Consider the following 24629-nt stretch of genomic DNA (forward strand, 5'->3'; position numbering starts at 1 on the left):
CTTGATCCCCTCCCTATGAGGATGCCTCTGCGAAAGGTGGGCGTACCCTTTTCCATTTTTCGTCATGCCGGACTTGTTCCGGCATCACGGTGCAGCAAACCAGCACCGTACGGGTTCGTGGCTCCGTGGACCCCAGAACAAGTCCGGGGTGACGGGGGAGGTTTCGCAGAAGTCTACTAGGAGGGAGGGAGGGGAGACCGCTTCATCCGAACAGGCGCCTGGTGGCGCGTTCGAGCATCATCAACTGCCACAGGGTGCGGCCGTGGTCGGCGCGGCCGGTACGGTGGTCGTTGGCGAGACGGGTCAGCGCCTTGCGGTCGAACCAGGCGCTGAGCATCGGCGAGCGGGCGAGGTTCGCGGCATCGTCGGCAAGCGCCTTGCGGAACCAGGCGGCGACCGGCGTCACGAAGCCCATTTTGGGGCGGTGCAGGATGTCGCGGGGCAGCCACGGCTCCATCGCCTTTTTCATCAGCCACTTGCCCTCGCCGCGCTTCAGGCGGAGCGACACGGGCAGGCTGGCGGCGAATTCGACGAGGCGGTGGTCGAGCAGCGGTTCGCGCGCCTCCAGCCCGACGGCCATGCTCGTGCGGTCGATCTTGGTCAGGATGTCGCCGGGCAGCCAGTGCTGGAAATCGGCATATTGCGCCCGATCGAGCGGCTCGCGCGCGGGCGCGTCGCGCATCGCGTCGAGGTAGCGCGTCTCCGCACGGTGCCCCGCGAGCCGCTTCACCATGCTGTCGCTGTAGAGGCGGTCGCGCACCGCCGGCCGGGTGACGCCGACCGCCTCCGCATAGGCGGCATCGCCCTCGCCCGCCAGCGCGAGGAGCGTCGTCTTCGCGCGCAGCGGCCGCGGCGCCCAATCGGCCTTGGGATAGATGCTCCCGAGCGTTCCCAGCACGTTCCGGCGAAGCCCGGCGGGAAGCAGGTGGCGGACCCGTTCCTCGGCATCCTGGAACTTGTAGCGGCGATAGCCCGCCATGGCCTCGTCCGCGCCGTCGCCCGACAGCGCGACGGTGACGTTTTCGCGGGCGAGCGCGCAGACCTGATAGGTGGCGAGCGCGGAGGCGTCGGCGAAGGGTTCGTCGAACGCCGCCACCAGCCGGTCGATCAGCGGAAAGTCGCCCGCGGCGACGGTGCGGGTGCGGTGGTCGGTGGCGAAGCGTTCGGCGACCTGCGCGGCATAAGCGGTTTCGTCATGGTCCGCCTCGTCGAAGCCGATGGTGCAGGTGGCGACCGGGTGACGGCTGGTCTCGGCCATCAGCGCCACCACCGCCGAACTGTCGACACCGCCGGACAGGAATGCCCCCACCGGCACGTCTGCGACCATGCGCGAACGGACCGCCGCGCGCAGGCGCTCGGCCATCTCCGCCTCCAGGTCGCGCGGCGATCCCTTTGCTCGCCTGGAAAAGTCGATCCGCCACCAGCAGGTCGGGCGCGGCACCGGCCGGCCGCGCTCCAGCAGCAGGAAATGGCCCGCCGGCAGCTTCTCCACCCCGGCGACGAGGCAGGTGTCGTCGGGCACATAGCCCAGCCCCATGAAATCCTCGATCGCGCCGAGATCGGGGTCGCGGCGCACGAGCGGATGGGCGAGCAGGCCCTTCAATTCGCTGGCAAAGGCGACCGCGCCGTCCGACAGGCGGACATAATGGAGCGGCTTCACCCCCATCCGATCGCGCGCGAGAAACAGGCTGCGGCGGTCGGCATCGTACAGGGCCAGCGCGAACATGCCGTTCAGGCGCGACAGCATGTCCGGCCCCCAGGCGCGCCAGGCGTGGAGCAGCACCTCGGTATCGCTGTCGGTGCGGAACTGCGCGCCCGCCGCCTCCAATTCGGTACGGATGTCGCGGAAATTGTAGATCTCGCCGTTGAAGCTGACGACGCATTGCCCGTCGCCGCTCGCCATCGGCTGGGCGCCGCCATCCAGATCGATGATCGACAGCCGGCGGTGGCCCAGGCCGATGCCGGGCGCGGTCCATATGCCGGAGCCGTCCGGGCCGCGATGGGCAAGAACATCCGTCATCGCGACAATGCGCTGTGGGTCGATCGGCTTGGGCGTTTCGGGATAGAACAGCCCGGCAATGCCGCACATTCAGCGCCCCCCCGCCGCGCGATCGGCCAGCGCGGCGATCGGCGGCGCCTTCGCCAGGAAGCGCCGTATCGCGGCGCGCGGGGCGACGCCTTCGCGCTTTTGCGCCGAGACCAGCACCGCCACCGCGCGCTGGCGGCCGCCCAGCAATTTCGCCTTCAGGGTTTCAAGCTTCACGTCGCTCTCGCTTGCCGTCACGATGTCGCCGATGCGATACCAGAGGACCACCTCGCGCTCCACCGGCCCCGGTGCGCGAATGCGCAGGGCCTTGCCGCCATGCAGGGCGGGCTCGTCGGCGACGCGGACCCATTTGTCGTTCTCCCGGACGGGGCCGAGGCCGAAGCCGACCAGTTCCCTGCCCTCTTCCTGATGGCCGAACACGGCGATGGCGAGATCGACGGTGGCCCCCGACCCGTCGGCATAGCGCGCCATGACGAAGCGGTCGGCGCCGGGATAGTTGGGCACCCATTTCGGCCCGTCGTCCGCCGCCACCCGGTGCCAGCCGGGCATGTCGGGCAAGGCGACGCGCGTCGGCAGCGCATCGGCACGATCGGCAATCGCGCCGGCCCACATAGCGAACAGGAGGATGATGCCGAGCGTCAGCCCCGCGCCGGTCGTCACGGCGACGCGCCCGCGCCGGACCTGCGGCAGTCGGTCGGGATCGAACCAGGGCGCATCGGGATCGCGGTCGAACCAGCGCCAGCCGAGCGCCAGCACCGCCGCCATGACGAGGGCGAAGAAGATCCAGCCGTAAACGATGTGGTCGAACCCGGTCGCCGCCTCCACCGAGGTCCACCATGCCGCATAGATGGTGCCGAAGGCGCGCAGGCCGTTGGCGATGACCGGCACGACGAGCGCCGCGGCCATGAACACCGCGCGCCGCCGCCACGAGACGAAGCAGACATTGGCGACCAGCGTGCCGAAGGCGATCATCGCGATCAGGAACTTCGCGCCTGAGCAGGCTTCGGCCACTTCGAAATAGCCGTTCGGAATGGTGATCAGGACGCCGTCGACGCTTGCCGGCACATGGAAGGCGTGCAGCAGGTGCATGACCATCGTCACGGTGACGGATTGGAGCGGCGCCTCGAACGCCTCGCCAAAGGGAATGAGGAACAGCATGTAGCCGAGCGGGAACAGCAATCCGCGCGCGACCTGCGGACCGAGCAGCGTGACGACCGATCCCTGCAGCATCACGACGAGGCCGAGATGCCGGAACAGGGCGACGCCCGCCGCCTGCCCCGCCAGCCAGCAAAAGCCGCCGCCCGCCACGATCGCCAGGGCCGGCCACCAGGCGACGGGCGCCAGCCGCGACACCTCGCCGCGCCGCTGCCAGACCAGCCAGGCGACGACCGGTGCGATGAACAGGCAGTGGCCGAAGGTCGTGCTGTTCCAATAGATATGCGCAAGATCGCCGACGTCGCGGCGGAACAGCAGCAGGACCAGCGCCCAGACGCCGGCGAGCGCCGCCAGATGCCGGCGCCATGCGGCCTGGCCGTCGTCGCGCGCGCCGAGGAAGATGCTTGATGGCCAGGCGATGCTCATGCCGCGGATGCTTCCGGCCGCCAGCTCATCAGCGCATCGAGCGGGGCCATGCACGCATCCCAGCCATAGCGCCCGCGGACCCGGTTGCGCGCGGCGGTGCCGAGGCGGTCGGCAGCATCGCGATCCGCGAGCAGCGTGTCGATTTCACCGACCATGGCGGCGGCCGTTCCGGCGACGCGGATCGTGCCGGCATGGTCGATCCCCTCGGCCGCCGGTTCGGACGCGACGACGGGCCGGGCCATGGCCATCGCCTCCAGCACCTTGTTCTGGATACCGCGCGCCAGCCGAAGCGGTGCGACCGAAACCGCCGCGGCGGCGAGCCAGCCGCGCACGTCGGCGACCTCGCCGGTGACGATCACGTCCGCACGCTCGCCAAGGCTGCGGACCGCCTCCGTCGGTTTGCGGCCAACGATGGCGAAGCGGGCGGCGGGATGGCGCTCGCGCAATCGGGGCAGCACTTCGTCCGCGAACCATGCCACCGCCTCGACATTGGGGCGATAGTCCATCTGACCGGTGAAAACGAGGAGCGGCCCCGCTTCGCCGACCGCCGGAAACCCGGCGGCGGGATCGTAGAAGCGCGTATCGATGCCGTTTTCCAGCACGGCGACGCGGCCGTCGGGCGAACGCGCGCGGAACAGCTCCGCCTCGGCGGCGCTGACGAACAGGCTGGCATCGGCGCGGGCGGCAACCGACCGCTCGAACGCGCCCAGCATCCGTGCCTCGCGCGCGTGCATCCAGGCGACGGGTCCGCGCGCCGCGTCGGCATAAGCGGCGAATTTCGCCGAATCGAGGTCGACGAAATCCATGATGGCGCGGACGGGGCCGGTCGGCAGATACTGCGCCATCTGCCCGGAAAAGGCGTAGGCGGCGTCGATCGGATGATCGGCCACGATGCGGCCGACGGCCCGCTTGAGCGCGGGATGATGAAAGGCGGAAAGCGAGACCGGTCGATTGCCGACCAGCGCTTCCGCTGCCGCGCGCAGGTTGGACTTGGTGCGCCGGACAACCGTGACGCTCTCGACATAGCCGCGCAGCGCCCCGGCATAATGCTCGTCGCGGGCATCCTCGGCAAAGGCGGCGACGTGGACCCGCGCCCGCCGGCCGAGATGGCGGACGATGTGGAACCCCCGCATCTTGTCGCCGCGATCCGGCGGATAGGGAATGCGGTGGGCGAGAAACAGGATGTCGCCCATCAGCCGAGTCCACGTGCGATGAACGGCCCCACCCGGTTGGCGACGAACAGCGGCAGTTTTTGCCACAGGGCGACCTGCACGCGGTATTTCGGATCGTCGGGATTGATGCTGCGCGGCTCGGCGCCGTCGGTACTGCGCTTGTAATAGGTGAGCGGTGCGGGTTCGAACCCCCAGTTCTTCTTGAAGGCGGCGGCGCCGGTGCCGGCCTTGGACCGGCCGAAGTCGAAGCGGGTGCAGCCGCGCGCGCGGGCATGGCCCATCAGCGCGAAATACATGCGGTCGTTGGCGCGCAGCCCCCGCGCCGCGGCCGTGCCGCCGCCCCAGAAGGGATAGACCGTGCCGCGCCAGTACAGGCTGAACACCGCCGCCACCGGCGCGCCGTCCTTCCACACGACGAGGATGTCGGCATCGTCGCCGAACGCTTCCAGCACCGACACGAACAGGTGCCGGGGAAAGACCGGAGTGCCGAGGTTGCGCACCGATTCAGCATAGACCGCATAATGCGCGCGCAGATGCGCCGCGTCGCGGCCGGTGGTGACGGTCAGGTCGCTGCCCAGCGCCTTGCGGATTTCGGCGCGCTGCTTGCGCGGCACCGCCTTCAGCTCGGCCGCCTCGTCCGGCTGGAGATCGCGGGCGAACCCGACATAGGTTTCGGTGTCGGCCTGCCAGCCCGCCCCCGGATGCGGGCCGCCGCGCAGTTCCACGGTCGCGCATCCGGTTTCGCGGGCGAGCGCGACGGCGGCTTCGGCCAGCGGGGCGACCGCGCCCGCATCGCTCGCCAGCACGCCGCCGCCGACCGCGAACCCGCTCGACACCAGCGCATTGCCGAAGATCGGCGAGCGGATCTCGGTCAGCGACAACAATCCGGCGAGGCCGTCCGGCCGCTCGGCCAGCAGGCAATGGGAGCGCTGGCCGCAGCCATAAGCGACCGCCCTGCCCCAGCGCGACAGGTGGAAGGGAGAGGTCTGCGAATGCGCGTCGAGATAGGTGGCGATGCGCGCCGCGTCGCTGGTCTCGGCGGCGCGCACGCGCACGAGCGAGGGCACGGCCATGTTCATCGCGGTGCCTCCGCGTCGGCGAGGACGCGGTCCATGCGGCCCCAGGCATGATCGGCCATCAACCGGCGCAGCTTGCCCGACATCGCCGACAGCCGGCTATACTGGCGCAGGCGCGATCGCAGCGGCGCCCCGGCGACGCGGGGCTGGCCGGGATCGACCTCCCACGGGTGAAAGAAGAAGATCGCGGGCTGCCTTTCGCGGCTGTTGACGGCAGCGACGGCGCGGCGGGTGATGCCGCCCGGCAGCACGCGGAAGAAGCCGCCGCCCGTCGGCATCGACCGCCCGCCCAGCCGCGCCGTGGTGATCGGCACTTCCACGAGGCCGGAATCGGCGACCGGGCGATAGGCGAAGCGCGGCGCTTCCGGCCAGCCGTAATGATCGTGCACCACGGGCGCGACGCTGGAGGAATAGGCATAGCCCTCCTCCGCCAGGATCGTGTGCGCCCAGGGCGTGCGCCGGTCGATCGAGAAGCTGGGCGCGCGATAGGCGGTGACCGCCACGCCGCCGGCATCTTCCAGCACACCGCGCGCGCGCGCCAGATCGGCGCGAAACGCCTCCGCCCGCATGGTGAAGACGCGCTGATGATCCCAGCCGTGGCTGGCCAGTTCATGGCCGCGGTCGACGATCCGGCGGATGAGCGGGCCGTGCCGCGCCGCCACCCAGCCGAGCGTGAAGAAGGTCGCCTGAACGCCCGCTTCCTCGAACAGGTCGAGCACGGCGTCGGTGTTGCGCTCAACACGGGATTCGAGGCCGCCCCAGTCGGCCTTCGCGATCACCCGCTCGAACGCACCGACCTGGAACCAGTCCTCGACGTCGACGGACATCGCATTGAGCATGTCCGTTCCTTTCAGGCCGCGGCCACGTCTCGTACGGAGGCGATGTCGGGCCGGCTGCGATCGCCCTCGACCCAGTCGACCAGCAGGGTGAGGACGCGGCGCAGCGCCTTGTCCTGTTCCTCCAGTCGCGATTCCAGCGATGCGATGCGCGCTTCCTGCGCATCCATGCGTTCCGCCAACGCGCCGTCCGCGGGTTGCGGCGCGATCGTTGCGTCTTCGCCCCGGCGGACGGGGCGATAGCTGGCGGCGTGATCGGCGGAGGCGGCAGGTTTGGATTCGGCCGCCATGTCTTCCAGCACCACCGCGACGTCTTCGCCGGTGAAGGTCTCGATCTGCTCGATCGCGCCGAACAGGAGCAGGCGGCTGGCGATCTGGTTCAGGCGGCGCGGCAGGCCGCCGGAGCCGTGATAGAGCGCCTCAAGCGCGTCGTCGGTGAAATCGGGCCGGCCCTGCCAGCCGACGACCGACAGGCGGTGGGCGATATAGGCCTCCACCTCATGCGGTTCCATCGGATCGAGATGGTGGGTCGCGATCACGCGCTGGCGGAGCTGTTCCAGCCGGTCGGTGCCGTGCAGCAGCTCGCGGAATTCGGGCTGGCCGAGCAGGAAGATCTGGAGCAGCGAATGGCCGCCGGCCTGGAAGTTGGACAGCATCCGCAATTCCTCGACCGAGGATGGCGGCAGCGACTGCGCCTCGTCGATGATCAGGAGCGTGCGCCGGCCGGTGCGCGCGACGGCGTGCAGGCCGCGCTCGATCGCGCCCAGCAGTTGCGCCTTGTTCAACCCCTGCGCTTCCGCGCCCAGCCCCTGCGCGACGATGCGCAGCAGGTCGTCGGCCTCGATCTGGGTGGTGACGATACGGATCACGTTCAACCGTTCGGGGTCGATCGTGCTCATCACATGGCCGACCAGCGTCGTCTTGCCGGCACCGGGCTCGCCGGTGATGACGATGAACCCCTCGCCCTGGCTGAGGCCGTAGCCCAGATAGGCCATCGCCTTCTTGTGCGTCGCCGTGTCGAACCAGAATTTCGGGTCCGGCGTAAGCTGGAACGGGCGGCCGGTCAGGCCGTAATGCTCGTCATACATCGTCTGCTCTCCGCAAACCTGGGCCCGGCCTAGAAAACATAGCCGAGCGCCACCTCGGCCTGGGCCGAGACATCGTCATTGTCGGGACCTTCGGAATCGAAGGCATAGATACCGGCCGATGCGATAGCGTTAAGACGGCCGAAATTTCGGTAATAGGACGCCGTGCCGCCCAGCCCGGTGACATCGGGCGCGGCGACGACGCCGCTGCGGAAATGGTTGGCGTACACATTGGCGCTGAAGCTCGACTGCGCGGTCAGCGAGCGGGCATAGAAGGCCTGGGCGTAATAGCCCTCGTCCTCCAGCCCGTCGATCAGAAAGCCCTGATCGGCGGCGTCCGGGGCGTAGAAGCGGCGGTTGGCATAGCCCAGGCCGACGCCGAAGCGATTGCCCGCCCGGTTGAAGGCGGCCACGGCATCGACGCCGCGCGCCCGGTAGTTGGCGGTCACGATCGACTGGAAGATGCCGTTCAGGCATCCGCCGGCGGCGTTGCCGACGGTGCCGAAGACGCAGCCATTGTAATTGTCGCCGAACGTGTCAGGCGCGGTGTTGAAGCGCGTCGGCAGGTCGGCAAGCGCGCCGTTCAACTGTCGGCCGAAGCTCTGCACCTGATCGTACACGCCGACCTGAAGCCCGGAACCGGGGCCGATCTGATGGCTGAGCGAACCGGTATAGGTCCAGCTATCGTACCGCCGGCCCACGCGCGCCTCCAGCGTGGTGCGCCGGCTGGGACGCCACAGGACGCCGGCGTCCCAGAATAGCGGATTGTCGGTTTCATAGGCGATGCGGCGCGGCGAATCGGGATCGGTGACGAAGCGGCCATGGCCGTCGAGCACCGGATCGCCGTCGCCGTCCAGCAGCGGATCGCGCTGGCTGATGCGGATATCCTCCCACCCCGCGCCGGCGACCAGGGCGAGCACCCGGCTGACCGGCAGCACGATGTCGCCGCGCACGAACGCGCCGGTATATCGCTGGTCGAGCTGGCCGGCATCCTCGCGCTCTGCCGCGGCGCTCAGCGTCATGCCGATCGGCGCGATACGGCCGGCGGGCACGCCGATGCTGGCCATGGCGAGCTGGCCGACGGAATCGTCGTAATAATCGCGCCGCTGCTGCCCGTCGGGAAGATCGAAGGCGCTCGGCGCCTCCACCTTGGTATAGCCGAGCCGGTAGAGGGCGGACAGGCTCGCCGGCCCGACCTGAGTCTGCACGTTCGGCCCGACATAGCCGGAAAAGACCTGGGCGACATTGTCGACATTGCCGGCGAGGTTGCCGGGTGCGGGGCCGCGAATGTCGGAACGCGCGCGCGTGGCGATGGCGCCGCCTTCCAGCGTCACGCCGCGCGCGACGTCCACCGCCGCGCGGGCCAGGCCGCTATGCACGTCGCTGTCGCCGATATCGTCGTCCCAGGCGATGCGGTGTTCGTATTGATAGCTGAGCTGCACCTCGACCCGGCGGGTGTGGATCGACGCGTCCACGCCGGCGCCCAGCGTGGTGTAGGTCAGCACGTCGCCCGATTGCAGGTCGGCGGTCAGCACCTGGCCGATTTCCACATGCGGGGTGATCTGCCTTTCCTGCGCATGCGCGGGAAAAGCAGCGGGCAGCGTCAGCAGGAATATCAGGCAGGCAAGGCCCTTCATTCCGGTGATTCCCCGCCATAATAGCTGCCGAAACGAGGGCCGCCGGAATTGAAGGTGGCGCGGTTGAGCAGGAGCTGGATATGTTCGCATCCGTCCAGCATCTGCACCGACTGGCGCAGATCGGATTCGCTGGTGGCGTCGGCGCGGACGACCAGCAGCGTCTGTCCGACATGCAGCGCCAGCGTGGAAGCGGGCGAGGCGGCGAGCACCGGCGGGGAATCGAAGATCACGATCCGGCGGCGATCGGCGGCGGCCATCGCATCGAGCAGCGTGGCCGCCTTGTCGCTCGCGAGCAATTCGGTGTCGCTGTTGGACCGCGCCCCCGCCGGCAGCACCGAAAGGTGCGGCAGATCGGTGTCGATGATGCAGTCGTCGAGCGAATGGGTGGGGTCCGCCAGCACGTCGAGCAGGCCCGGCCCTTCGGGAAGGCCCAGCGTGTCGAGCAGCGCGGGCTTGGCGAAGTCGGCGTCGACCAGCAGGATGTCGATGTCCTGCTCCGCCGCCATGGAGAGCGCGAGGTTGACGGCGCAGAAGGTCTTGCCCTCGTCCGGATTGGCCGAGGTGACGAGAACCTTGCGCGCCTTGCCCGCGTCCCCACCGGCGACCGCGCGCGCCGTGAGGAGGAGCTGGCGCTTCACCAGGCGGAATTCCTCCGCCAGGACGCCGATCGGCGCGCCCGGAATCAACATGCCCCGCGCCGCCAGCAGATCGTGATCGATGGCGGCGCGCCGGTGCGTGCCGGGCACCAGCGCCGTCCCGAAATCGACGGCAGCGTCGCCACGGCGAAGGATCGGCGCGTCGTCGACCGGCGCCGCCGCACCGCCCGCGACATCGTCCGCCGGGACGACCGGAGGCAGGCCGTAGTCGAAGGCCGCCGCACCGCGTTCGATCAGCGAGCCGCGATATTCGCGTGGCGTGGCGTCGTTCATTGCCGCTTCCCCTTCACGCGACCAGGCCGCGCTGGACGAATTCCACGCCCAGCAGCAGCACATAGGCCGCACCCAGGCCGGCCGCGCCGCCCAGGAACCATTTCATCCGCCGCCGCAGCAATTGCGCCCGCGCCTCCGTCACCACCTCGCCGATCGAACCGATCACGGGCAGGCCGCTCGCGCGCTCCAGCTTGTTCGTGGTGGCGAAGCTCGTCCTGATCTGCGCCAGGCCGAAGGCGGTGCCGACACCGCCGGCAAGGCCCAGCACCAACACCGCCGTCAGCAGCAGCGGACGGTTGGGCGATGCGGGCGCGGTCGGGCTGGTCGGCGGGTCGATCACGGAGAACTTCACCGCGTCGGTCTGGTTCTGCACCTGGCTTTGCAGCTTCACCTGCTCGCGGTCGGCGAGAAGCTGGTCATACTGGTTCTTCAGCACCACATAATCGCGCTCGATCTGCGCCTGGGTTGCGGCGGCGGCCGGATCGGCATCGAGCTTCGCCTGCAATTGCTGCAGATTGGTTTCCAGCCGGGCCTTGCGCTGTTGGAGCTGGGCCACCTGCGACGCCTGCTGCGCCTGCATCGACTGGAGCTGGACGTAGAGCGGATTGGCCGCGCCGCCGCCGGTATAGACCGGCGCGTCCTTCGCCGCCGCCTTCGCCGCGGCGAGCTGGCGCTTGAGCGCGATGACATCGGGATGGTCGTCGGTCCAGCCCCGCGCCCGCGCATCGGCCAACTGCCCCTCGATCGTCGCGACGCGCGCCTGGGCCGGCCCCGCCGCGGCGCCCGAGGCGGCGGTGCGGCTGCCGGTGGCCGCCATCTGCGACTGGGTCGCGTGCAGGCTGCTCCGCGCGGCGGCGAGATCGGATTCGACATCGGCCAGTTCGGATTGCGACGCGTCGATACGGTCGCTCAGCGAGCCGGTGCCCGGCAGGCCGGAGAGGTAGCGATTGCGGAATTCGGTGCGCTTGGCATCGGCTTCCTGCAACTGCTTTTCGCGCTGGGCGAGCTGCTGATTGAGGAAATCGAGCGACTGGCTCGTCTCCGCACGGTCGTCGGCGAGATTTTCCTCGACGAAGATGTCGATCATCTTCTGGACGATCTGCTTCGACAATGTGGCGCTCCGCGCATCGGAACCGCCGGCGACCGTCGCCGAGATGCGGAACAGATTGTCCTGCTGGGCCGTGACCTCGATCATGTCCTGCAGCGCCGCCACGCGCGCCGCCACGTCGGCGTCGCTCGACACCGTACGGGCCAGGTCGGTGCCGCGCACGACCTTTTCCAGGTTGACGGCGGAGGTCAGCGTTTGGCGCACCCGATCAATGTCCTTCGCCTGCTCGATCCGGGCGGCGCCGGCCGCGGCGTTCGGCAGGATGGTGCGAAGCTGTACGAAGACGCGCGCGCTCGATTGATAGGCGTTGGGGATCTGCGACACCACGAGCCAGCCCGCCAGGCAGATCGCCCAGGCGACCGCGAGCGCGATCCAGCGGCGGGTCCAGATGGCGTGCAGCGCCGCCTTCAGCTCTTCGTACATCCCGCCCATGATCAGAACATGCTTTCCGGGATGATGATGACGTCACCCGGCCGCAGCTCGACATTGGCCGAGGTGTCGCCGTCCTTCAGCAGGCTATCGATATGCAGGCCGTATTCGCGCTGCTTGCCGGTTTCGCGGTCGTAGCGCACGAGCCGTGCCTTGTTGCCCGCGGCGAAATCGTTGAGCCCGCCCACCGCGATCATCGCGTCGAGCAGCGTCATGTTGGCGCGATAGGGAATCGCCGCCGGTTTCTCGGTGGCGCCGACGACGCGGATCTGTTGCGAAAAGGTGCCGGAAAAGTCTTCCACGATGACCGAGACGATCGGGTCCTGGATATACTGGCTGAGCGCGATCTTCATGTCGTCGGCCAGCATTTCCGGCGTCTTGCCGACAGCGGGCATATCGCTGACCAGCGGCGTCGTGATGCGGCCGTCGGGGCGGACCTGGACGGTCGCCGACAATTCGGGATTGCGCCAGACGAAGACGTTCAGCTTGTCGAGCGGGCCGATGACATATTCCTCGCCCGGTCCCTGATTCTCGGCGACGAAGCCGGCGGGGGGAAGCTGCGGCCGATCGGCGGCGGCGCATCCGGCAAGCAGGGCGCCGATCAGCGCCAACCCTGCGGAATTCCTGCCCAGACGAACGTTGCGCATCGCGGCCAATCTCCCTCATCGTCCAGCCATGCCCCGAACGGCACCGTCGCCGGCGGGCAGGCTGATTCAGGCTTGGCTATGCAGGGCGCAGGTTAAATTTGCGTTAGGTCTGAGCGGGAAGCGCCAGTATCTCGGGCGGCTGCGGGTGGCCGAGAAACGCGGCGGGACTGGCGCTGAGGCCGTAGGCGCCGGCGCAGAAGATCGCGATGACGTCACCCACCTCGGCGCGCGGCAGGGCGACCCGGTCCGCCAGCCGGTCGAGCGGCGTGCAGAGGCAGCCGACGATGCTGACCGTTTCGTCCGGGGCGGCATTCATCCGCGCGGCGAGCGCGACCGGGTAGTTGCGGCGCACCACCGTGCCGAAATTGCCGCTGGCCGCGAGCTGGTGGTGCAAGCCGCCGTCAGTGACGAGAAACGTCTCCTCGCGGCTTCGTTTCCGGTCGACCACGCGCGTCAGGTACACGCCTGCCTGCCCCGCGATCCAGCGACCGAGTTCCAGCGCGAATTCCGTATCTTGCAGGATACTCCTCACATTACCTATCGCCTGTGCGAGGGCCGCGCCGATGCCGTGCGTGTCGACGGGGGTATCGCCGGGGAAATAGGGGATGCCGAACCCGCCGCCGAGATTGACGAGCGGGGGAACCGCGCCCGATCGTTCCGTCAGATCGGCGGCGAGCGCGAGGGTGGCGGCCTGGCTTTCGACGATGGCGTCGGTATCCAGCGACTGCGACCCCGCGAAGATATGGAAGCCGCGCCAATCCGCCCCGGCGTCGCGGACCCGGCGGACGAGCGCCGGCACGCGGTCCGCATCCACGCCGAAGGGCGAGGCGCGGCCGCCCATCTTCATGCCCGACCCGCGCAGTTCGAAATCCGGGTTGACGCGCACGGCGAGTCGCGGGCGCCGGTCGAGCCGGGCGGCGATGGCCAGGGCACGTTCCGCCTCCCCTTCCGATTCGAGGTTGATGGTGGCGCCGGCGGCGATCGCGGCTTCGAGTTCAACATCGCGCTTGCCCGGTCCGGCGAAACTGATGCGCTCGGCCGGGACCCGGTCGAGCGCCATCGCCAATTCGCCCGCCGAGGCGACGTCCAGCCCGTCCACTGTCGGCGCGAGCGCATCAAGCAGATCGCCGAAGGGATTGGCCTTCACCGCATAATGGATGGCGACGCCCGGCGGCAGATCGGCGCGCAGCCGCGCCAGCCGGTCGGCGACGACGGTCATGTCGTAGACGAACAGCGGCGTCGTGCCGCCGGCGCGCTCGATCCAGTGCGCATGGTCGAATCCCGCCAGCGTCAGCCGCGGCGCGGCGGCGTAATCGGGCGGAAGGGGGCCAGCCGGCTTCATGGCGTCACCTCCGCCTTGAGCCGCGCCCGGTCGAGCTTTCCATTGGCGTTGCGCGGCAGGGCGTCCAACCAGACATAGCGTGCCGGCTGCATGAAGCTTGGCAGCTCCGTACGCAAGCGTTGGCGCAATACGGCCTCGACCTGCCCGGTATCGCCGTCCGCCCTCGCCACGACCACGATGGCCTGGCCGAGCCGGTCGTCGGGAATGCCGAAGGCGGCGGCTTCCAGCACGTCGCCGCCGGCGAGCACCGCCTCTTCGATCTCGGTCGGGCTGATGCGGGTTCCCGCGCTCTTGATCATCTCGTCCGCGCGGCCGACGAAGCGGAGCAGCCCGTCCGCCCCTGCGACGACCGTGTCGCCGGACCAGACCGCCATGCCGCCGCTTTCGGCATGATCGGGCGCGGGGCGGAAGCGTTCCGCGGTGCGTTGCGGGTCGCGCCAATAGCCTTGCGCGACGAGCGGACCGGCATGGACGAGTTCGCCCGCCTCCCCGGCCGCCGCGCGGCTGCCGTCGGGGCGCAGCACCATGACCTCCGCGAAAGGCACTGCGCGGCCCATGGCGTCGGGATGGTCGTCGACGAGCTCGGGCGCGAGATAGGTCGAGCGGAAGGCCTCCGTCAGGCCGTACATCGGGTAGAGCGCGGCATTGGGGAAGCGGCCGCGCAAGGCACGCACCAGGCGCGGCGTCAGCGCGCCGCCCGAATTGGTGAGCCGTTTCAGCGTGGCAGCGACCGGTATCGGCCAGTCCACTTCCAGCAACTGCACCCAGAGCGGCGGCACCCCGGCGAGCGTGGTGATGGCGTGCCGTTCCACCGCCCGCACCACGTCGCGCGGCAACAGATAGTCGAACGGCACCACGCGGCCACCCGCGGCCCAGGTCGAGAAAAGCTGGTTCTGGCCATAATCGAAGCTGAACGGCAGCAGGCCGAGCACCCGGTCTTCGGGCGTCAGCCGCAGATAATGCGCCACCGAAATCGCGCCGAGCCAGAGATTGGCATGGCTGAGCATCACCCCCTTGGGCCTGCCGGTGGAGCCGGAGGTATAGAGGATGGCGGCGAGATCGCCCGTATCGGCGCGCGAGGGCGGCATGACGTCGTCGGCGTCCAGCGCGTCTTCCGCCACCGCCCGGCATCCATCCGGCACATCCCCCGCCTCCAGCGATTGCAGGCGTGGCGGCTGCGACACCAGGAGCGCCGCGCCGCTATGGGCAAGGATATGCGCGAGCTGTGCCCGCTTCAGCACGGGATTGACGGGAACATGGATCAGGCCGGCGCGCGCGGCGGCCAGCGGCAGCAGGCTCGCCAGGCGGGTCTTGGGCAGCCAGCTCGCCACCCGGTCGCCGGGGGCAAGCCCCGTGCGGCGCAGCGCCAGCGCGATCCGCCCGACCGCCCCTTCGAGCCCGGCGAAGTCGAGCGCGCCTGCGCGATCGGCAAGCGCGACCGCGTCGGATCGGCCGCGCGCCGGCAGATGGTCGATCGGCCGGGGATCGGGATCGGGTGCTGTCATGGCGTCCTTGATAGTACCGATCCGGCGCCCCACAAGCCCCGGCCACTTGGCAGCGCGGGGCGGCACCTGTAACGCAGCCTGCGCGAACACGGGCAACGATATGGGGGTCGCGAGTGCAGCCGGAAGGTGTAGCGCAGATTGAGGACACGGTTCGGGCGACGCTGCGCGACGTGCTGGGACTGACGGCCGAACGCGTCGCGGCGTTCGATGCCACCACGCCGTTGTTCGGCGCGCTGCCCGAGCTGGATTCCATGGCGGTGGCAGGGTTGCTGACCGAATTGGAGGACCGCCTCGGCATCCTGATCGAGGACGACGATGTCGACGCCGACATGCTGGAGACGTTCGGCGCGCTCACCCGCTTCGCGAGCGACAAGGCGCTGCAGTGATCGCCGCCTATGACTGGGCCGGCGGGCGGGAAGCGGTGTTGCGCTTCGGCCCCGCCGACGGCCCGGTCGTAATCGCGGCCCTGCCGCCGCTGGAGGAAGCGAACCGTACCCGCGCCCTGGTCGTGACGATGCTTCGGATGCTGGCGGAACGGGGCGTAGGCGGGTGCCTGCCCGATCTTCCCGGCCAGGGCGAAAGCGAGATCGCACTTGAAGAAACGACCCTAAGCGACTGGCGAAACGCATTTTTCAGCGCTGCTTCCACCATCGCCGCCGACCGCGTTTTCGGGATCGGGATTCGCGCGGGCGCGCTGATCGACGCGACCGCGACACTGTGCGGACGGTGGCGACTGGCGCCCCAGAGCGGCGCCCGGCTGGTGCGCGAGCTGGAGCGGACGGCGGCGCTTGCCGCACGCGAGGACGGCGTACCGCCGCCCGCCGGCCTGTATGCCGGCAACCGATTGAACGACACCATGCTGGCGGAACTCGCCGCCGCCCGGATCGCGGACGGCGGATACCTTCGCACCGTGCGGCTGGCGGGCGATCCGGCGCCCGCCGACGCCGTCTTCGATGCGCCGCCGCCCTGGCGCCGCGCCGAACCGGACGGGGCGCCGGCGCTGGCGGAAATGCTCGCCGAGGATATTGCGCACTGGATCGGCCGATGCGCCGGCTGATCCCCTTCGATTGCGCCGGCGAAACGCTGTTCGGAACGCTCGACGAGGGTATGTGCGAGGTGGGATTGCTGATCGTATCCGGCGGCAACGAAATCCGCATGGGCGCGCACCGCGGCATGGCGACGCTGGCGCAGCGCCTTTCCCATGCGGGATTTCCCTGTTTCCGGTTCGACCGGCGCGGGGTCGGCGATTCGTCGGGCGAAAATCGCGGCTTTGAACATTCGCGCGAGGATATCGCTGCGGCGTTGCGCGAGTTCCGGCGGCAAGCACCGCGGCTTCGCCGGATCGTCGCGTTCGGCAATTGCGACGCGGCCACGGCGCTCGCCCTGTTCCACGGTGATCTGGGCATCGACGCGCTGGTGCTCGCCAACCCCTGGATCGTGGAGACCGGCGACGACGCCCTGCCCCCGCCGGCCGCCATTCGCGCCCGCTATCTCGAACGGCTGCGCGATCCCGGCGCCTGGCTGCGGCTGCTGCGTGGCGGCGTGGATCTGCGCAAGGCCTGGCGCGGTATCCGGCGGCTGACGGCGGAACGCGGCGCGGGCGATGCCCTTGGCACACGCTTTGCGGACGCGCTGGCGACGAGCGCGGCGCCGGTCACCATCCTGCTGGCGGAGCGCGACAATACCGCCCGCGCATTTTCCGCCGCGTGGGGCCGCCTGGCCGATCGCGGGTTGCGCGCGCGGATCGCCCTGCGCCGGTTGCCCAGCGCCAGCCACAGCTTCGCGCCGCCCGCCGACAAGGCATGGCTGGAGCAGCAGATCATCGCGGCGCTCGAAAGCGCGGCGCGCTGAGCGTCAGCCGGGTTCGACCGCGACCAGCGTTTCGCCCGCATATCGTTCCGCCTCCGGCTCGAACAGCGGATTGATGTCGAAACCGGTCTGCGTCAGGTTCAGGTCGCCCAGCCCGTCCAGCTTGAACGTGCCCAGCTTCGTCTCGCGCGGCGGCGCGCCGTTGCGCGTGATGGTAATGGCGTCGACATACATCTCCCCATGCCGGGTATAGATGATGTGGGGCGCGAGGATCAGCTCGCCACGGTTATAGGTCGCCGATACGCATTGCCGCCGCACGATCGCGGCGAAGATCGTCGGCGCCGGTCCGCTCGGCGCGGCTTCGGTCATGGTTTCGCTCCGGTACATGCCGCGAAATATAAGACGAATGCTGCACCGCAACAAGGACTTTCCCGGCGGGAAAGCAGGCGCGGCGATCAGAAGACCGCGCGCGCCGTCTTTTCCCCCATCATCTGCTGCCGCACCAGCGGAATCGGCGGGCCGCCATAGCTGAGGAACTTGTCGTGGAACGCCTTCCACGCCTTGCGCCCGCCATGTTGCGCCGTCCAGTCCTGCCGCAGCTTGCGGATCATCAGCTTGCCAAGGGTGTAGTTGAGATAGGCGGGATCATAGGTTCCGCGCGCCGCCTGCTGTTCCGCATTGCCCGGATCGGTATAGCATTGCTGCTCGAACATCTGTTGCGACTGGGCCTGGGTCATGCCGCGGGCGTGCAGGCCGATCGCCGACAGGAACCGGCAGTCGCGCAGCAAGGCGTTGGAAAGCTGGCCGATATGCGTTTCGGGGTCGCCTTTGTGCAGGCCGGCCTCCCACATCATCTCTTCGGCGTAATGCGCCCAGCCCTCGGCAAAGGCATAGCCGACGAACAACCGGCCGAACATGAAGTTCGAATTGTTGGAGTGCAGGAACTGCACGAAATGGCCGGGCATCACCTCGTGAACGGTGGTGAACAGCAGATCGTCCTTGGCCGGGATATAGGCCTGGCGCTTCTCCTCCGACCAGGACGGATCGGGCGGAGAGATGTAATAGACCGAAGGAATGCCTTCCTCATACGGCCCCGGCGGATCGATATAGGCCGAGTTCTGCCGGTTATAAGGCGGTGATTCCGCGACATGCGCTTCTTCGGTGCCGGGGATCGAGACCAGATCGTGCTCCTCGACGAACTTGCGCAGTTCGGGGATCTGTTCGCGCGCGGCCTCCACCGGGCCGCCGTCGGGCTTGTCCGCCTGCATCTTTTCGACGCAGCCGGCGACCGTCGCGTCCGGGGCGAACTCGGCGCACGCCGCCTTCAGCGCCTGCTGATTGCGGTGCAGGTCGGCCTGGCCGATCGCCTCCAGCCTGTCGAGCGGTATGTCGACCATCTCGGTCGTCTTGAGCATACGCGCGAACCGTTCCGGGCCCAGCGCGAAGTCGCGCGATGCACCGTCCCGGTGCTGCTTCATCCAGTCGGCCAGCCCCTGCATCGCCTGCGCCGCCCGCGCCGAGGATGCCATGAATTCCTTCGTCAGGCGCGGGTCCTCCACATCGGCGAAGGCCTGCCGCGCGCCGCCCGTATAATATTGCGCCAGGCCGCCGAAACCGGCGATGGCGTATTTGCTGAAGCTCGCCGGCAGCGGCATTTCCAGGTTGGCGCGAATGTTCTTCGCCGCCTGAGGCACGGCATTGAAGAAATCGATCAGCGCGCGCATCCGCACTTCCGGGTCGGCATAATTGCGCGCGACATAGACATTGGGATCGAGCCCGCCGCCGATATAATAGGCCGGATTGCGATGCGGCTGGTCGGCGTCCTCGAGCCAGAAGAGCTGCCCTTCGGCGACCTTGATGATATATTCGCGCTGAAACTGCTGTTGCGGCGTCAGGTTGCTGTAGGTCCGGGCCTTCTGCACGACGTTCTTCAGGAAGTCGGCCTTGCGCTTCAGCCCGGCCTCGCTCCAGTCCGGCAGCTTGCCGTCGAAATCATGGCGCCCCTGATAGACGGCGAAGGCGGGATCGAGCGCGAACCATTGCTCGATCGTGTTGCTAACGAACCCGTCCCAGGTCGCCACCGCCTGCGCAGTGTCGTTGCCGCCCGCGACCGGTTCGTCCGCGGTGGAACAGGCCGCGAGCAGACATGCTCCGATCGCGGTCAACGCCTTCAAACGCATCCAAACCCTCCAATTTCCTGCCACCGGCGCGACTGTGGCAGACGTATCCCCGGTACGCCAGTGCTCCCGGACATAAAATTGCGGGAACGCCGGACATTTTTGCCGCGTTGGGGCTGCGAATCCGCAATCAGGAGAACGCCATGCCCCGCTGCACCACGAAGGACGGAGTCGAACTCCATTACAAGCAATGGGGCGCGACCGGGCGTCCGGTCGTCCTGATCCACGGTTGGCCGCTGTCTTCCGATAGCTGGGACCCGATCGCCCTGGCGCTGGCGGAAGCCGGACACAAGGTGGTTGCCTATGACCGCCGCGGTTTCGGCCGGTCCGACCAGCCGTGGGAGGGCTATGACTATGACACCATGGCCGACGACCTGCGCGACGTGATGCAGGCGGCCGGCATCCAGGCCCACGCCGCGATCGTCGGATTCTCCATGGGCGGCGGCGAAGTCGCGCGCTATATGTCGCGACACCGGGGCCGGGGCGTCGAAAAGGCGGTGCTGATAAGTTCCGTCGTCCCCTACATGCTGAAGACCGACGACAATCCGGACGGCGTGTCCGAAGACCAGCTTGCCGAGATCGCGGGAAATCTGCGCAAGGACCGGCCGGCCTTCTTCAAGACCTTCTTCAAGGATTTCTTCGGCGTCGGCATGGTGCAGAGCCCCGTCAGCGACGCGACGCTCGACTGGGCGTGGCGGCTGGCGATGCAGGCCGGCCTGCGCGCTACGCTGGAATGCGCCAAGGCGTTCGGCTTCACCGACTTCCGGCCCGACCTCGCAGCGTTCGACGTGCCGACGCTCGTCATCCACGGCACCGGCGACAAGACCGTGCCGATCGACACCGCCGGCCGCGCCGCGGCGAAGGGCATCCGGGATGCGAAGCTGATCGAATATGACGGCGCGCCGCATGGCCTGTTCAAGAGCCATCAGGACCGGCTGATCGAGGATCTGAAGGCGTTTATCGGGTAAGGCGGGTGCGCGGGGGCGCCAACGGGGTCGGCGCTCCCTTCCGCTTGCCTGAGGGCGGAAAGGGCTGCGTCGAAGGACGGTGCTTCGACAAGCTCAGCACAAACGGGGGGTGCGGAAACCAGTTGGCAAGGTTCCGCTTTCGCCCCCGCAGCAAAGCTACGTTGCGCTTTGGCCGCGAACCTGACTAGAGCAATGGGCCATGGCCGCCCATCCCTTCACCATCCACAATTTCCGCGCCTATTTCCTGGCGCGGCTGGCGACGACGCTGGCGCAGATGGCGATGGTGATCGTCATCGGCTGGCAGGTGTACGACCTTGCCCGCGAGACGATGGGGGTGAAGGCGGCCGCCTTCCAGCTCGGCCTGATCGGCGTCGCGCAGTTCCTGCCGCTGCTGGTGCTGACGCTGTTCGCCGGCTGGGTCGCGGACCGGATCGACCGGCGTTGGATCGCCCGCGCCTCGGTGGGACTGGAGGCGATATGTGCGGTGACGCTCGCCTGGACGACCTATCACGGTACGGTGACACTGGGCATCCTGTTCGCGGTTGCGGCCCTGCTGGGCGTGGCGCGCGCCTTTGCCAGTCCCGCGCTTCAGGCGCTTTCACCCAATCTGGTGCCGCCGGCGGTGCTTCCCACCGCCATCGCGATGAGTTCGATCGCGTGGCAGAGCGGATCGGTGATCGGGCCGGCGATGGGCGGCTATCTCTATGCCGCGGCGCAGTGGCTGCCTTACGCGGTGTCGGCCGGCCTGTTCGGCTTCGCGTTCGTCATGCTGTTACTCATCACGCCGGTCAGGCGGTCGCGGATCGCGCGGCGCAACCCCTGGGCACAGATGATCGACGGCCTGGCCTATGTCCGCCGCAACAAGCTGGTGCTGGGCGCGATCTCGCTCGACCTGTTCGCGGTGCTTTTGGGCGGGGCGACGGCGATGCTGCCGGTCTATGCCCGCGACATCCTGCATATCGGCGCCGACGGGCTCGGCCATCTGCGCGCCGCGCCGGCGCTTGGGGCGGTCGCGACGGCGCTCGTCTTCTCGTGGAAGCCGCTTCGGACCAATGTCGGGGTGAAGATGCTGTTCGGCGTGGCCACCTTCGGCGTGGCGACCGTCGTCTTCGGGCTGTCGGCGGCGCTCACCACGCCGATCTTCGGCGCGAATGCGGTGGGCAGCGATTTCGCGCCGGCCGCGCTCGTCTCGCTTGCCGCGCTGTTCGTCCTGGGCGCGGCCGACATGGTGTCGGTCTATGTCCGCCAGACGCTGATCCAGCTTTATACCCCCGACGACATGCGGGGACGCGTCGGCGCGGTGTCGACGCTGTTCGTTTCCGGATCGAACGAGATGGGCGAGGCCGAGTCCGGTTTCCTCGCCGCGCTGGTCGGGCCGGTCACGGCGGTTGTCGCGGGCGGAATCGGGGCCATATTGATCACCGCGGCCTGGGCACGGCTGTTCCCGCAGCTTCGCCACGCCCGCACGTTCGACCCGCCGGAAACACTGGAATTCACCGAACCCGAGGAGAAGGCAGCATGAAGGCCAACACCATCCTGGAAACCATCGGCAACACCCCGCATATCCGCGTGCAGCGGCTGTTCGGCGATGCGGAAGTGTGGATCAAGTCGGAACGGTCCAACCCCGGCGGATCGATCAAGGACCGGATCGCGCTCGCCATGATCGAGGATGCCGAAAAGACGGGCAAGCTGAAGCCCGGCGGCACGATCATCGAGCCGACGAGCGGCAATACCGGCGTCGGCCTCGCCATGGTCGCGGCGGTCAAGGGATATAAGCTGATCCTCGTCATGCCCGAGAGCATGTCGGTCGAGCGCCGGAGGCTGATGCTGGCTTATGGCGCGAAATTCGACCTGACGCCGCGCGAGGGCGGCATGAAGGGCGCGATCGAACGGGCGCAGGAACTGGTCGATCAGACCGACGGCGCCTGGATGCCGCAGCAGTTCGACAACCCGGCCAATGTCGACGTCCATGTCCGCACCACCGCGCAGGAAATCCTGAACGATTTCCGCGACGACCCCATCGACGTGATCATCACCGGCGTCGGCACCGGCGGTCATATCACCGGCGTCGCCGAGGCGCTGAAAAAGGAATGGCCGAATCTGAAGGTCTATGCCGTCGAGCCGGAACAGTCGCCGGTCATCTCCGGCGGCCAGCCCGGCCCGCATCCGATCCAGGGCATCGGCGCGGGCTTCATCCCGGCGAACCTCCACACCCAGGCGATCGACGGCGCGATCAAGGTGGAAGCCGAAGTCGCCAAGGACATGGCCCGCCGCGCGGCAAGCGAGGAAGGAATGCTGGTAGGGCTGAGTTCGGGCGCGACGCTGGCCGCGATCCTGCACAAGCTGCCCGACCTGCACGACGGAAGCCGGGTGCTCGGCTTCAACTACGACACCGGCGAACGGTATCTGTCGGTGCCGGATTTCCTGCCCGAGAACTGACGGGGTGGCGTTAACCACCGGTCAACGATAGGTGTGCAGCGTGTGAAGCACGGTCCTTCCGGGGGGAAACCATGCGTAATGCGTTTATCTGTGTTGCAGTGATGCTGGCCGTTTTCCTGTCCTGGCCGTTCGTATTCGGCCAGGGCGCGGCGGGCGTGCGGGCGGCCCAGCCGAAGACGGTGACGACCGCGAGCGTGCAACTGGCCGCGCTCGATCCCGCGCCGCCCGCCCGCATCAGCCTGACGGTGCCGCCGCCGGCGCCGCCGCGCGCGGAATGCGCTCGCGGCTTTCGCCACCGGATCGCGGGCTGCAGCACCGGTCGCTGCCGCGCCGCGCTGGCGACCAAGCGCGACCTGTGCGACGCAACCGGCAACTGGCCGCGCTGAGGCCGTGATCCTTCCGACATCGCTGCCGCACCCGTCATCCGGTGGATTGACGCGTGCGGGAATCGGCGTATGGGCGTCGATCCGCGCCGACGCGCATACCGCTTGACCTGGATCGGATCGAATGCGGTGACGAGGATTGCGAGCGAAGATCCTGCCGGAGCGCCGCCCCTGTCCTGGCGGTTGCGGATCGCGCTTTCGGCGCTTTCGGTAATCGCCGTCGCCATACCGGCCCTGATCGTGGCCACCGTTCCGGTTCCGCATCATGCCGGGATCGCGGCGCAGGAAGACGCCACCGGACCGAGGCGCGTCGTCCCCCGAAAAACCCTGCCCCCGGTGGAGCCGATCCGGTTCGAAGCGCTGACGCCCGATGCCGCGCGGGCCTATAACGCGTCCATCCCCTTTTCCGACGCGCCCAGGTCGGCGGCGCGCGCCTTCCACCTGACGGGCGCCGGCGAAGATCGTACGCGCGCGACCGAATGCCTCGCCACCGCCGCGCTCTACGAAGCGGGAGACGACAGCACGGGCGAACGCGCCGTGGCGCAGGTCGTCCTCAACCGCGTGCGGCACCCGGCCTTTCCGAACAGCGTGTGCGGCGTCGTGTTCCAGGGCGCGGAGCGCGCCACCGGATGCCAGTTCACCTTTACCTGCGACGGGTCGCTCGCGCGCGACTATTCCGAAGCGGCGTGGGAGCGGGCGCGCACCGTCGCGCGCGAGGCGCTTGCCGGGCATGTCGACAAGCGGGTCGGCAACGCGACGCACTATCATACCGACCGGGTGGTGCCCTATTGGAGCGCGAGCCTGGACAAGATCGCGGCGGTCGAGAGCCATCTGTTCTTCCGCTGGACCGGCTGGTGGGGGACGCCACCGGCTTTCGCTATGCACTATGCCGGCGCGGAACCGCGGGTCGAACAGCTCGCCCGCCTGTTCGACGATCACAAGACGCCCGCCGATCCGACGGGCGAAACCGGGGGAACAGTGGATGCCGCGTCGATCGGCGATGCGGGCATTCCCGCCCCGACACCGGGCGATCCGGACGTCTTCCTCGTCACGCTCGATCCCGCGCTCGATCCCGCGACGCTGCCGATACTGGCGGCTCGCGCCTGCGGTGAGCGGGCCTATTGCAAGTTCATGGCCTGGACCGATGCCGCCGATACGCCCGCCACGCCGTTGCTGAGCGCGCAGGCGATTGCGGCCATGGCGTTCAGCTATCTGCGCGACAGGAAGCGCGGTTTCGACAAGGCATTGTGGGATTGCGATACCTTCGCCCGCCCCGCGGACGAGCAGTGCATGCGCCGGACCGCGCGGATCGCGGCCCGCCCGACGAGCACGGTCCGGCTCGACGCGCTCCCCGGATCGACCCCGGTCGAAAGGCCCGCCCCGTTGCAGGGCGTGCGACGCAAGACCGGGACCTTCGCCGCGCCCCAACCGACGCCGACGCCTACGTCCGGCCGGTAGC

General features: G+C 68.7%; 22 protein-coding genes. 8 read left to right on the forward strand and 14 right to left on the reverse strand.

Features of this window, described 5'->3' with window-relative positions; all coding sequences use genetic code 11:
* Positions 1-202: 202 nt before the first annotated feature.
* From RPR59_RS10015 to RPR59_RS10070, 12 genes are all read right to left on the reverse strand, one after another.
* Positions 203-2089, reverse strand: a complete 1887-nt coding sequence (locus tag RPR59_RS10015; protein ID WP_313913609.1) for an XrtA/PEP-CTERM system amidotransferase — start codon at positions 2087-2089, stop codon at positions 203-205.
* Positions 2090-3628 (reverse strand): exosortase A, encoded by a 1539-nt coding sequence (gene xrtA / locus RPR59_RS10020; RefSeq protein WP_313913610.1) that lies wholly within the window; start codon positions 3626-3628, stop codon positions 2090-2092.
* Positions 3625-4821, reverse strand: a complete 1197-nt coding sequence (locus RPR59_RS10025; RefSeq protein WP_313913611.1) for a TIGR03087 family PEP-CTERM/XrtA system glycosyltransferase — start codon at positions 4819-4821, stop codon at positions 3625-3627. Before RPR59_RS10025 ends, xrtA begins: the two co-directional genes overlap by 4 nt.
* A complete protein-coding gene (locus RPR59_RS10030; RefSeq protein ID WP_432280257.1) occupies positions 4821-5879 on the reverse strand; it encodes a FemAB family XrtA/PEP-CTERM system-associated protein in 1059 nt (352 codons plus the stop codon). Before RPR59_RS10030 ends, RPR59_RS10025 begins: the two co-directional genes overlap by 1 nt.
* Positions 5876-6715 (reverse strand): XrtA system polysaccharide deacetylase, encoded by an 840-nt coding sequence (locus tag RPR59_RS10035; RefSeq protein WP_313913612.1) that lies wholly within the window; start codon positions 6713-6715, stop codon positions 5876-5878. The genes RPR59_RS10030 and RPR59_RS10035 overlap by 4 nt, the downstream gene beginning before the upstream one ends.
* An 11-nt stretch (positions 6716-6726) precedes the next feature.
* Positions 6727-7800, reverse strand: a complete 1074-nt coding sequence (locus RPR59_RS10040) for an XrtA/PEP-CTERM system-associated ATPase (RefSeq protein ID WP_313913614.1) — start codon at positions 7798-7800, stop codon at positions 6727-6729.
* Between the two features lie 29 nt (positions 7801-7829).
* Positions 7830-9434, reverse strand: coding sequence for a hypothetical protein (locus tag RPR59_RS10045; protein WP_313913615.1), 1605 nt, complete (start codon positions 9432-9434; stop codon positions 7830-7832).
* On the reverse strand, positions 9431-10363 hold the full coding sequence (locus RPR59_RS10050; protein WP_313913616.1) for an AAA family ATPase: 933 nt from the start codon (positions 10361-10363) through the stop codon (positions 9431-9433). Before RPR59_RS10050 ends, RPR59_RS10045 begins: the two co-directional genes overlap by 4 nt.
* Positions 10364-10376: 13 nt before the next feature.
* Complete coding sequence (locus RPR59_RS10055; protein ID WP_313913617.1) at positions 10377-11903, reverse strand: XrtA system polysaccharide chain length determinant; 1527 nt, start codon at positions 11901-11903, stop codon at positions 10377-10379.
* A 2-nt stretch (positions 11904-11905) separates the two neighbouring features.
* Complete coding sequence (locus RPR59_RS10060; RefSeq protein ID WP_313913619.1) at positions 11906-12547, reverse strand: XrtA/PEP-CTERM system exopolysaccharide export protein; 642 nt, start codon at positions 12545-12547, stop codon at positions 11906-11908.
* Positions 12548-12650: 103 nt separating this feature from the next.
* The gene (locus RPR59_RS10065; protein ID WP_313913621.1) at positions 12651-13889 is read right to left on the reverse strand and encodes a pyridoxal-dependent decarboxylase, exosortase A system-associated; all 1239 of its coding nucleotides are present in this window, start codon (positions 13887-13889) and stop codon (positions 12651-12653) included.
* A complete protein-coding gene (locus tag RPR59_RS10070; protein ID WP_313913623.1) occupies positions 13886-15394 on the reverse strand; it encodes an acyl-CoA ligase (AMP-forming), exosortase A system-associated in 1509 nt (502 codons plus the stop codon). The genes RPR59_RS10065 and RPR59_RS10070 overlap by 4 nt, the downstream gene beginning before the upstream one ends.
* Positions 15395-15507: 113 nt before the next feature.
* Between RPR59_RS10070 and RPR59_RS10075 the strand changes: the two genes are divergently transcribed.
* From RPR59_RS10075 to RPR59_RS10085, 3 genes are read left to right on the forward strand one after another with little or no spacing between them, the layout of a single operon-like run.
* Positions 15508-15780 carry an acyl carrier protein gene (locus tag RPR59_RS10075; RefSeq protein WP_313913624.1) on the forward strand — a complete coding sequence of 91 codons (273 nt, stop codon included), beginning with the start codon at positions 15508-15510 and terminating at the stop codon, positions 15778-15780.
* Positions 15777-16451: a hypothetical protein gene (locus RPR59_RS10080; RefSeq protein ID WP_313913626.1), complete on the forward strand. Its 675-nt coding sequence runs from the start codon at positions 15777-15779 to the stop codon at positions 16449-16451. Before RPR59_RS10075 ends, RPR59_RS10080 begins: the two co-directional genes overlap by 4 nt.
* Positions 16439-17245 carry a hydrolase 1, exosortase A system-associated gene (locus RPR59_RS10085; RefSeq protein ID WP_313913629.1) on the forward strand — a complete coding sequence of 269 codons (807 nt, stop codon included), beginning with the start codon at positions 16439-16441 and terminating at the stop codon, positions 17243-17245. Before RPR59_RS10080 ends, RPR59_RS10085 begins: the two co-directional genes overlap by 13 nt.
* 3 nt (positions 17246-17248) lie before the next feature.
* On the opposite strand, the gene RPR59_RS10090 is transcribed toward RPR59_RS10085, so the two are convergent.
* Together RPR59_RS10090 and RPR59_RS10095 are read right to left on the reverse strand one after the other, a co-directional pair.
* The gene (locus tag RPR59_RS10090) at positions 17249-17572 is read right to left on the reverse strand and encodes a WYL domain-containing protein (protein WP_313913632.1); all 324 of its coding nucleotides are present in this window, start codon (positions 17570-17572) and stop codon (positions 17249-17251) included.
* Between the two features lie 86 nt (positions 17573-17658).
* Complete coding sequence (locus RPR59_RS10095) at positions 17659-19383, reverse strand: DUF885 domain-containing protein (protein WP_313913633.1); 1725 nt, start codon at positions 19381-19383, stop codon at positions 17659-17661.
* 140 nt (positions 19384-19523) lie between these two features.
* Between RPR59_RS10095 and RPR59_RS10100 the strand changes: the two genes are divergently transcribed.
* The 5 genes from RPR59_RS10100 to RPR59_RS10120 all read left to right on the forward strand — a co-directional run bounded on the left by RPR59_RS10100 (position 19524) and on the right by RPR59_RS10120 (position 24628).
* Entirely contained in the window at positions 19524-20348 is an 825-nt protein-coding gene (locus RPR59_RS10100; protein WP_313913635.1) for an alpha/beta fold hydrolase, read from the forward strand.
* Positions 20349-20547: 199 nt separating this feature from the next.
* Positions 20548-21870 carry an MFS transporter gene (locus RPR59_RS10105; RefSeq protein ID WP_313913637.1) on the forward strand — a complete coding sequence of 441 codons (1323 nt, stop codon included), beginning with the start codon at positions 20548-20550 and terminating at the stop codon, positions 21868-21870.
* The gene (cysK, locus tag RPR59_RS10110; RefSeq protein ID WP_313913639.1) at positions 21867-22787 is read left to right on the forward strand and encodes a cysteine synthase A; all 921 of its coding nucleotides are present in this window, start codon (positions 21867-21869) and stop codon (positions 22785-22787) included. The genes RPR59_RS10105 and cysK overlap by 4 nt, the downstream gene beginning before the upstream one ends.
* A gap of 71 nt (positions 22788-22858) precedes the next feature.
* Positions 22859-23173: a hypothetical protein gene (locus RPR59_RS10115; RefSeq protein ID WP_313913641.1), complete on the forward strand. Its 315-nt coding sequence runs from the start codon at positions 22859-22861 to the stop codon at positions 23171-23173.
* Between the two features lie 126 nt (positions 23174-23299).
* Positions 23300-24628 (forward strand): cell wall hydrolase, encoded by a 1329-nt coding sequence (locus tag RPR59_RS10120; protein ID WP_313913643.1) that lies wholly within the window; start codon positions 23300-23302, stop codon positions 24626-24628.
* The last annotated feature ends 1 nt before the right edge of the window (position 24629 follow it).

Origin of the sequence: Stakelama saccharophila (genome assembly GCF_032229225.1) — a bacterium.
Taxonomy (GTDB): domain Bacteria; phylum Pseudomonadota; class Alphaproteobacteria; order Sphingomonadales; family Sphingomonadaceae; genus Sphingomonas; species Sphingomonas saccharophila.

What these genes read in the sequence shown, in the direction of transcription:
- RPR59_RS10050 (WP_313913616.1), bottom strand. Translation starts at nt 10,363, where the DNA reads ATGAACGACGCCACGCCACGCGAATATCGCGGCTCGCTGATCGAACGC.
- RPR59_RS10055 (WP_313913617.1), bottom strand. Translation starts at nt 11,903, where the DNA reads ATGGGCGGGATGTACGAAGAGCTGAAGGCGGCGCTGCACGCCATCTGG.
- RPR59_RS10090 (WP_313913632.1), bottom strand. Translation starts at nt 17,572, where the DNA reads ATGACCGAAGCCGCGCCGAGCGGACCGGCGCCGACGATCTTCGCCGCG.
- RPR59_RS10015 (WP_313913609.1), bottom strand. Translation starts at nt 2,089, where the DNA reads ATGTGCGGCATTGCCGGGCTGTTCTATCCCGAAACGCCCAAGCCGATC.
- RPR59_RS10070 (WP_313913623.1), bottom strand. Translation starts at nt 15,394, where the DNA reads ATGACAGCACCCGATCCCGATCCCCGGCCGATCGACCATCTGCCGGCG.
- RPR59_RS10095 (WP_313913633.1), bottom strand. Translation starts at nt 19,383, where the DNA reads ATGCGTTTGAAGGCGTTGACCGCGATCGGAGCATGTCTGCTCGCGGCC.
- RPR59_RS10060 (WP_313913619.1), bottom strand. Translation starts at nt 12,547, where the DNA reads ATGCGCAACGTTCGTCTGGGCAGGAATTCCGCAGGGTTGGCGCTGATC.
- RPR59_RS10045 (WP_313913615.1), bottom strand. Translation starts at nt 9,434, where the DNA reads ATGAAGGGCCTTGCCTGCCTGATATTCCTGCTGACGCTGCCCGCTGCT.
- RPR59_RS10065 (WP_313913621.1), bottom strand. Translation starts at nt 13,889, where the DNA reads ATGAAGCCGGCTGGCCCCCTTCCGCCCGATTACGCCGCCGCGCCGCGG.
- RPR59_RS10035 (WP_313913612.1), bottom strand. Translation starts at nt 6,715, where the DNA reads ATGCTCAATGCGATGTCCGTCGACGTCGAGGACTGGTTCCAGGTCGGT.
- RPR59_RS10030 (WP_432280257.1), bottom strand. Translation starts at nt 5,879, where the DNA reads ATGAACATGGCCGTGCCCTCGCTCGTGCGCGTGCGCGCCGCCGAGACC.
- RPR59_RS10105 (WP_313913637.1), top strand. Translation starts at nt 20,548, where the DNA reads ATGGCCGCCCATCCCTTCACCATCCACAATTTCCGCGCCTATTTCCTG.
- cysK (WP_313913639.1), top strand. Translation starts at nt 21,867, where the DNA reads ATGAAGGCCAACACCATCCTGGAAACCATCGGCAACACCCCGCATATC.
- RPR59_RS10100 (WP_313913635.1), top strand. Translation starts at nt 19,524, where the DNA reads ATGCCCCGCTGCACCACGAAGGACGGAGTCGAACTCCATTACAAGCAA.
- RPR59_RS10115 (WP_313913641.1), top strand. Translation starts at nt 22,859, where the DNA reads ATGCGTAATGCGTTTATCTGTGTTGCAGTGATGCTGGCCGTTTTCCTG.
- RPR59_RS10025 (WP_313913611.1), bottom strand. Translation starts at nt 4,821, where the DNA reads ATGGGCGACATCCTGTTTCTCGCCCACCGCATTCCCTATCCGCCGGAT.
- xrtA (WP_313913610.1), bottom strand. Translation starts at nt 3,628, where the DNA reads ATGAGCATCGCCTGGCCATCAAGCATCTTCCTCGGCGCGCGCGACGAC.
- RPR59_RS10085 (WP_313913629.1), top strand. Translation starts at nt 16,439, where the DNA reads ATGCGCCGGCTGATCCCCTTCGATTGCGCCGGCGAAACGCTGTTCGGA.
- RPR59_RS10040 (WP_313913614.1), bottom strand. Translation starts at nt 7,800, where the DNA reads ATGTATGACGAGCATTACGGCCTGACCGGCCGCCCGTTCCAGCTTACG.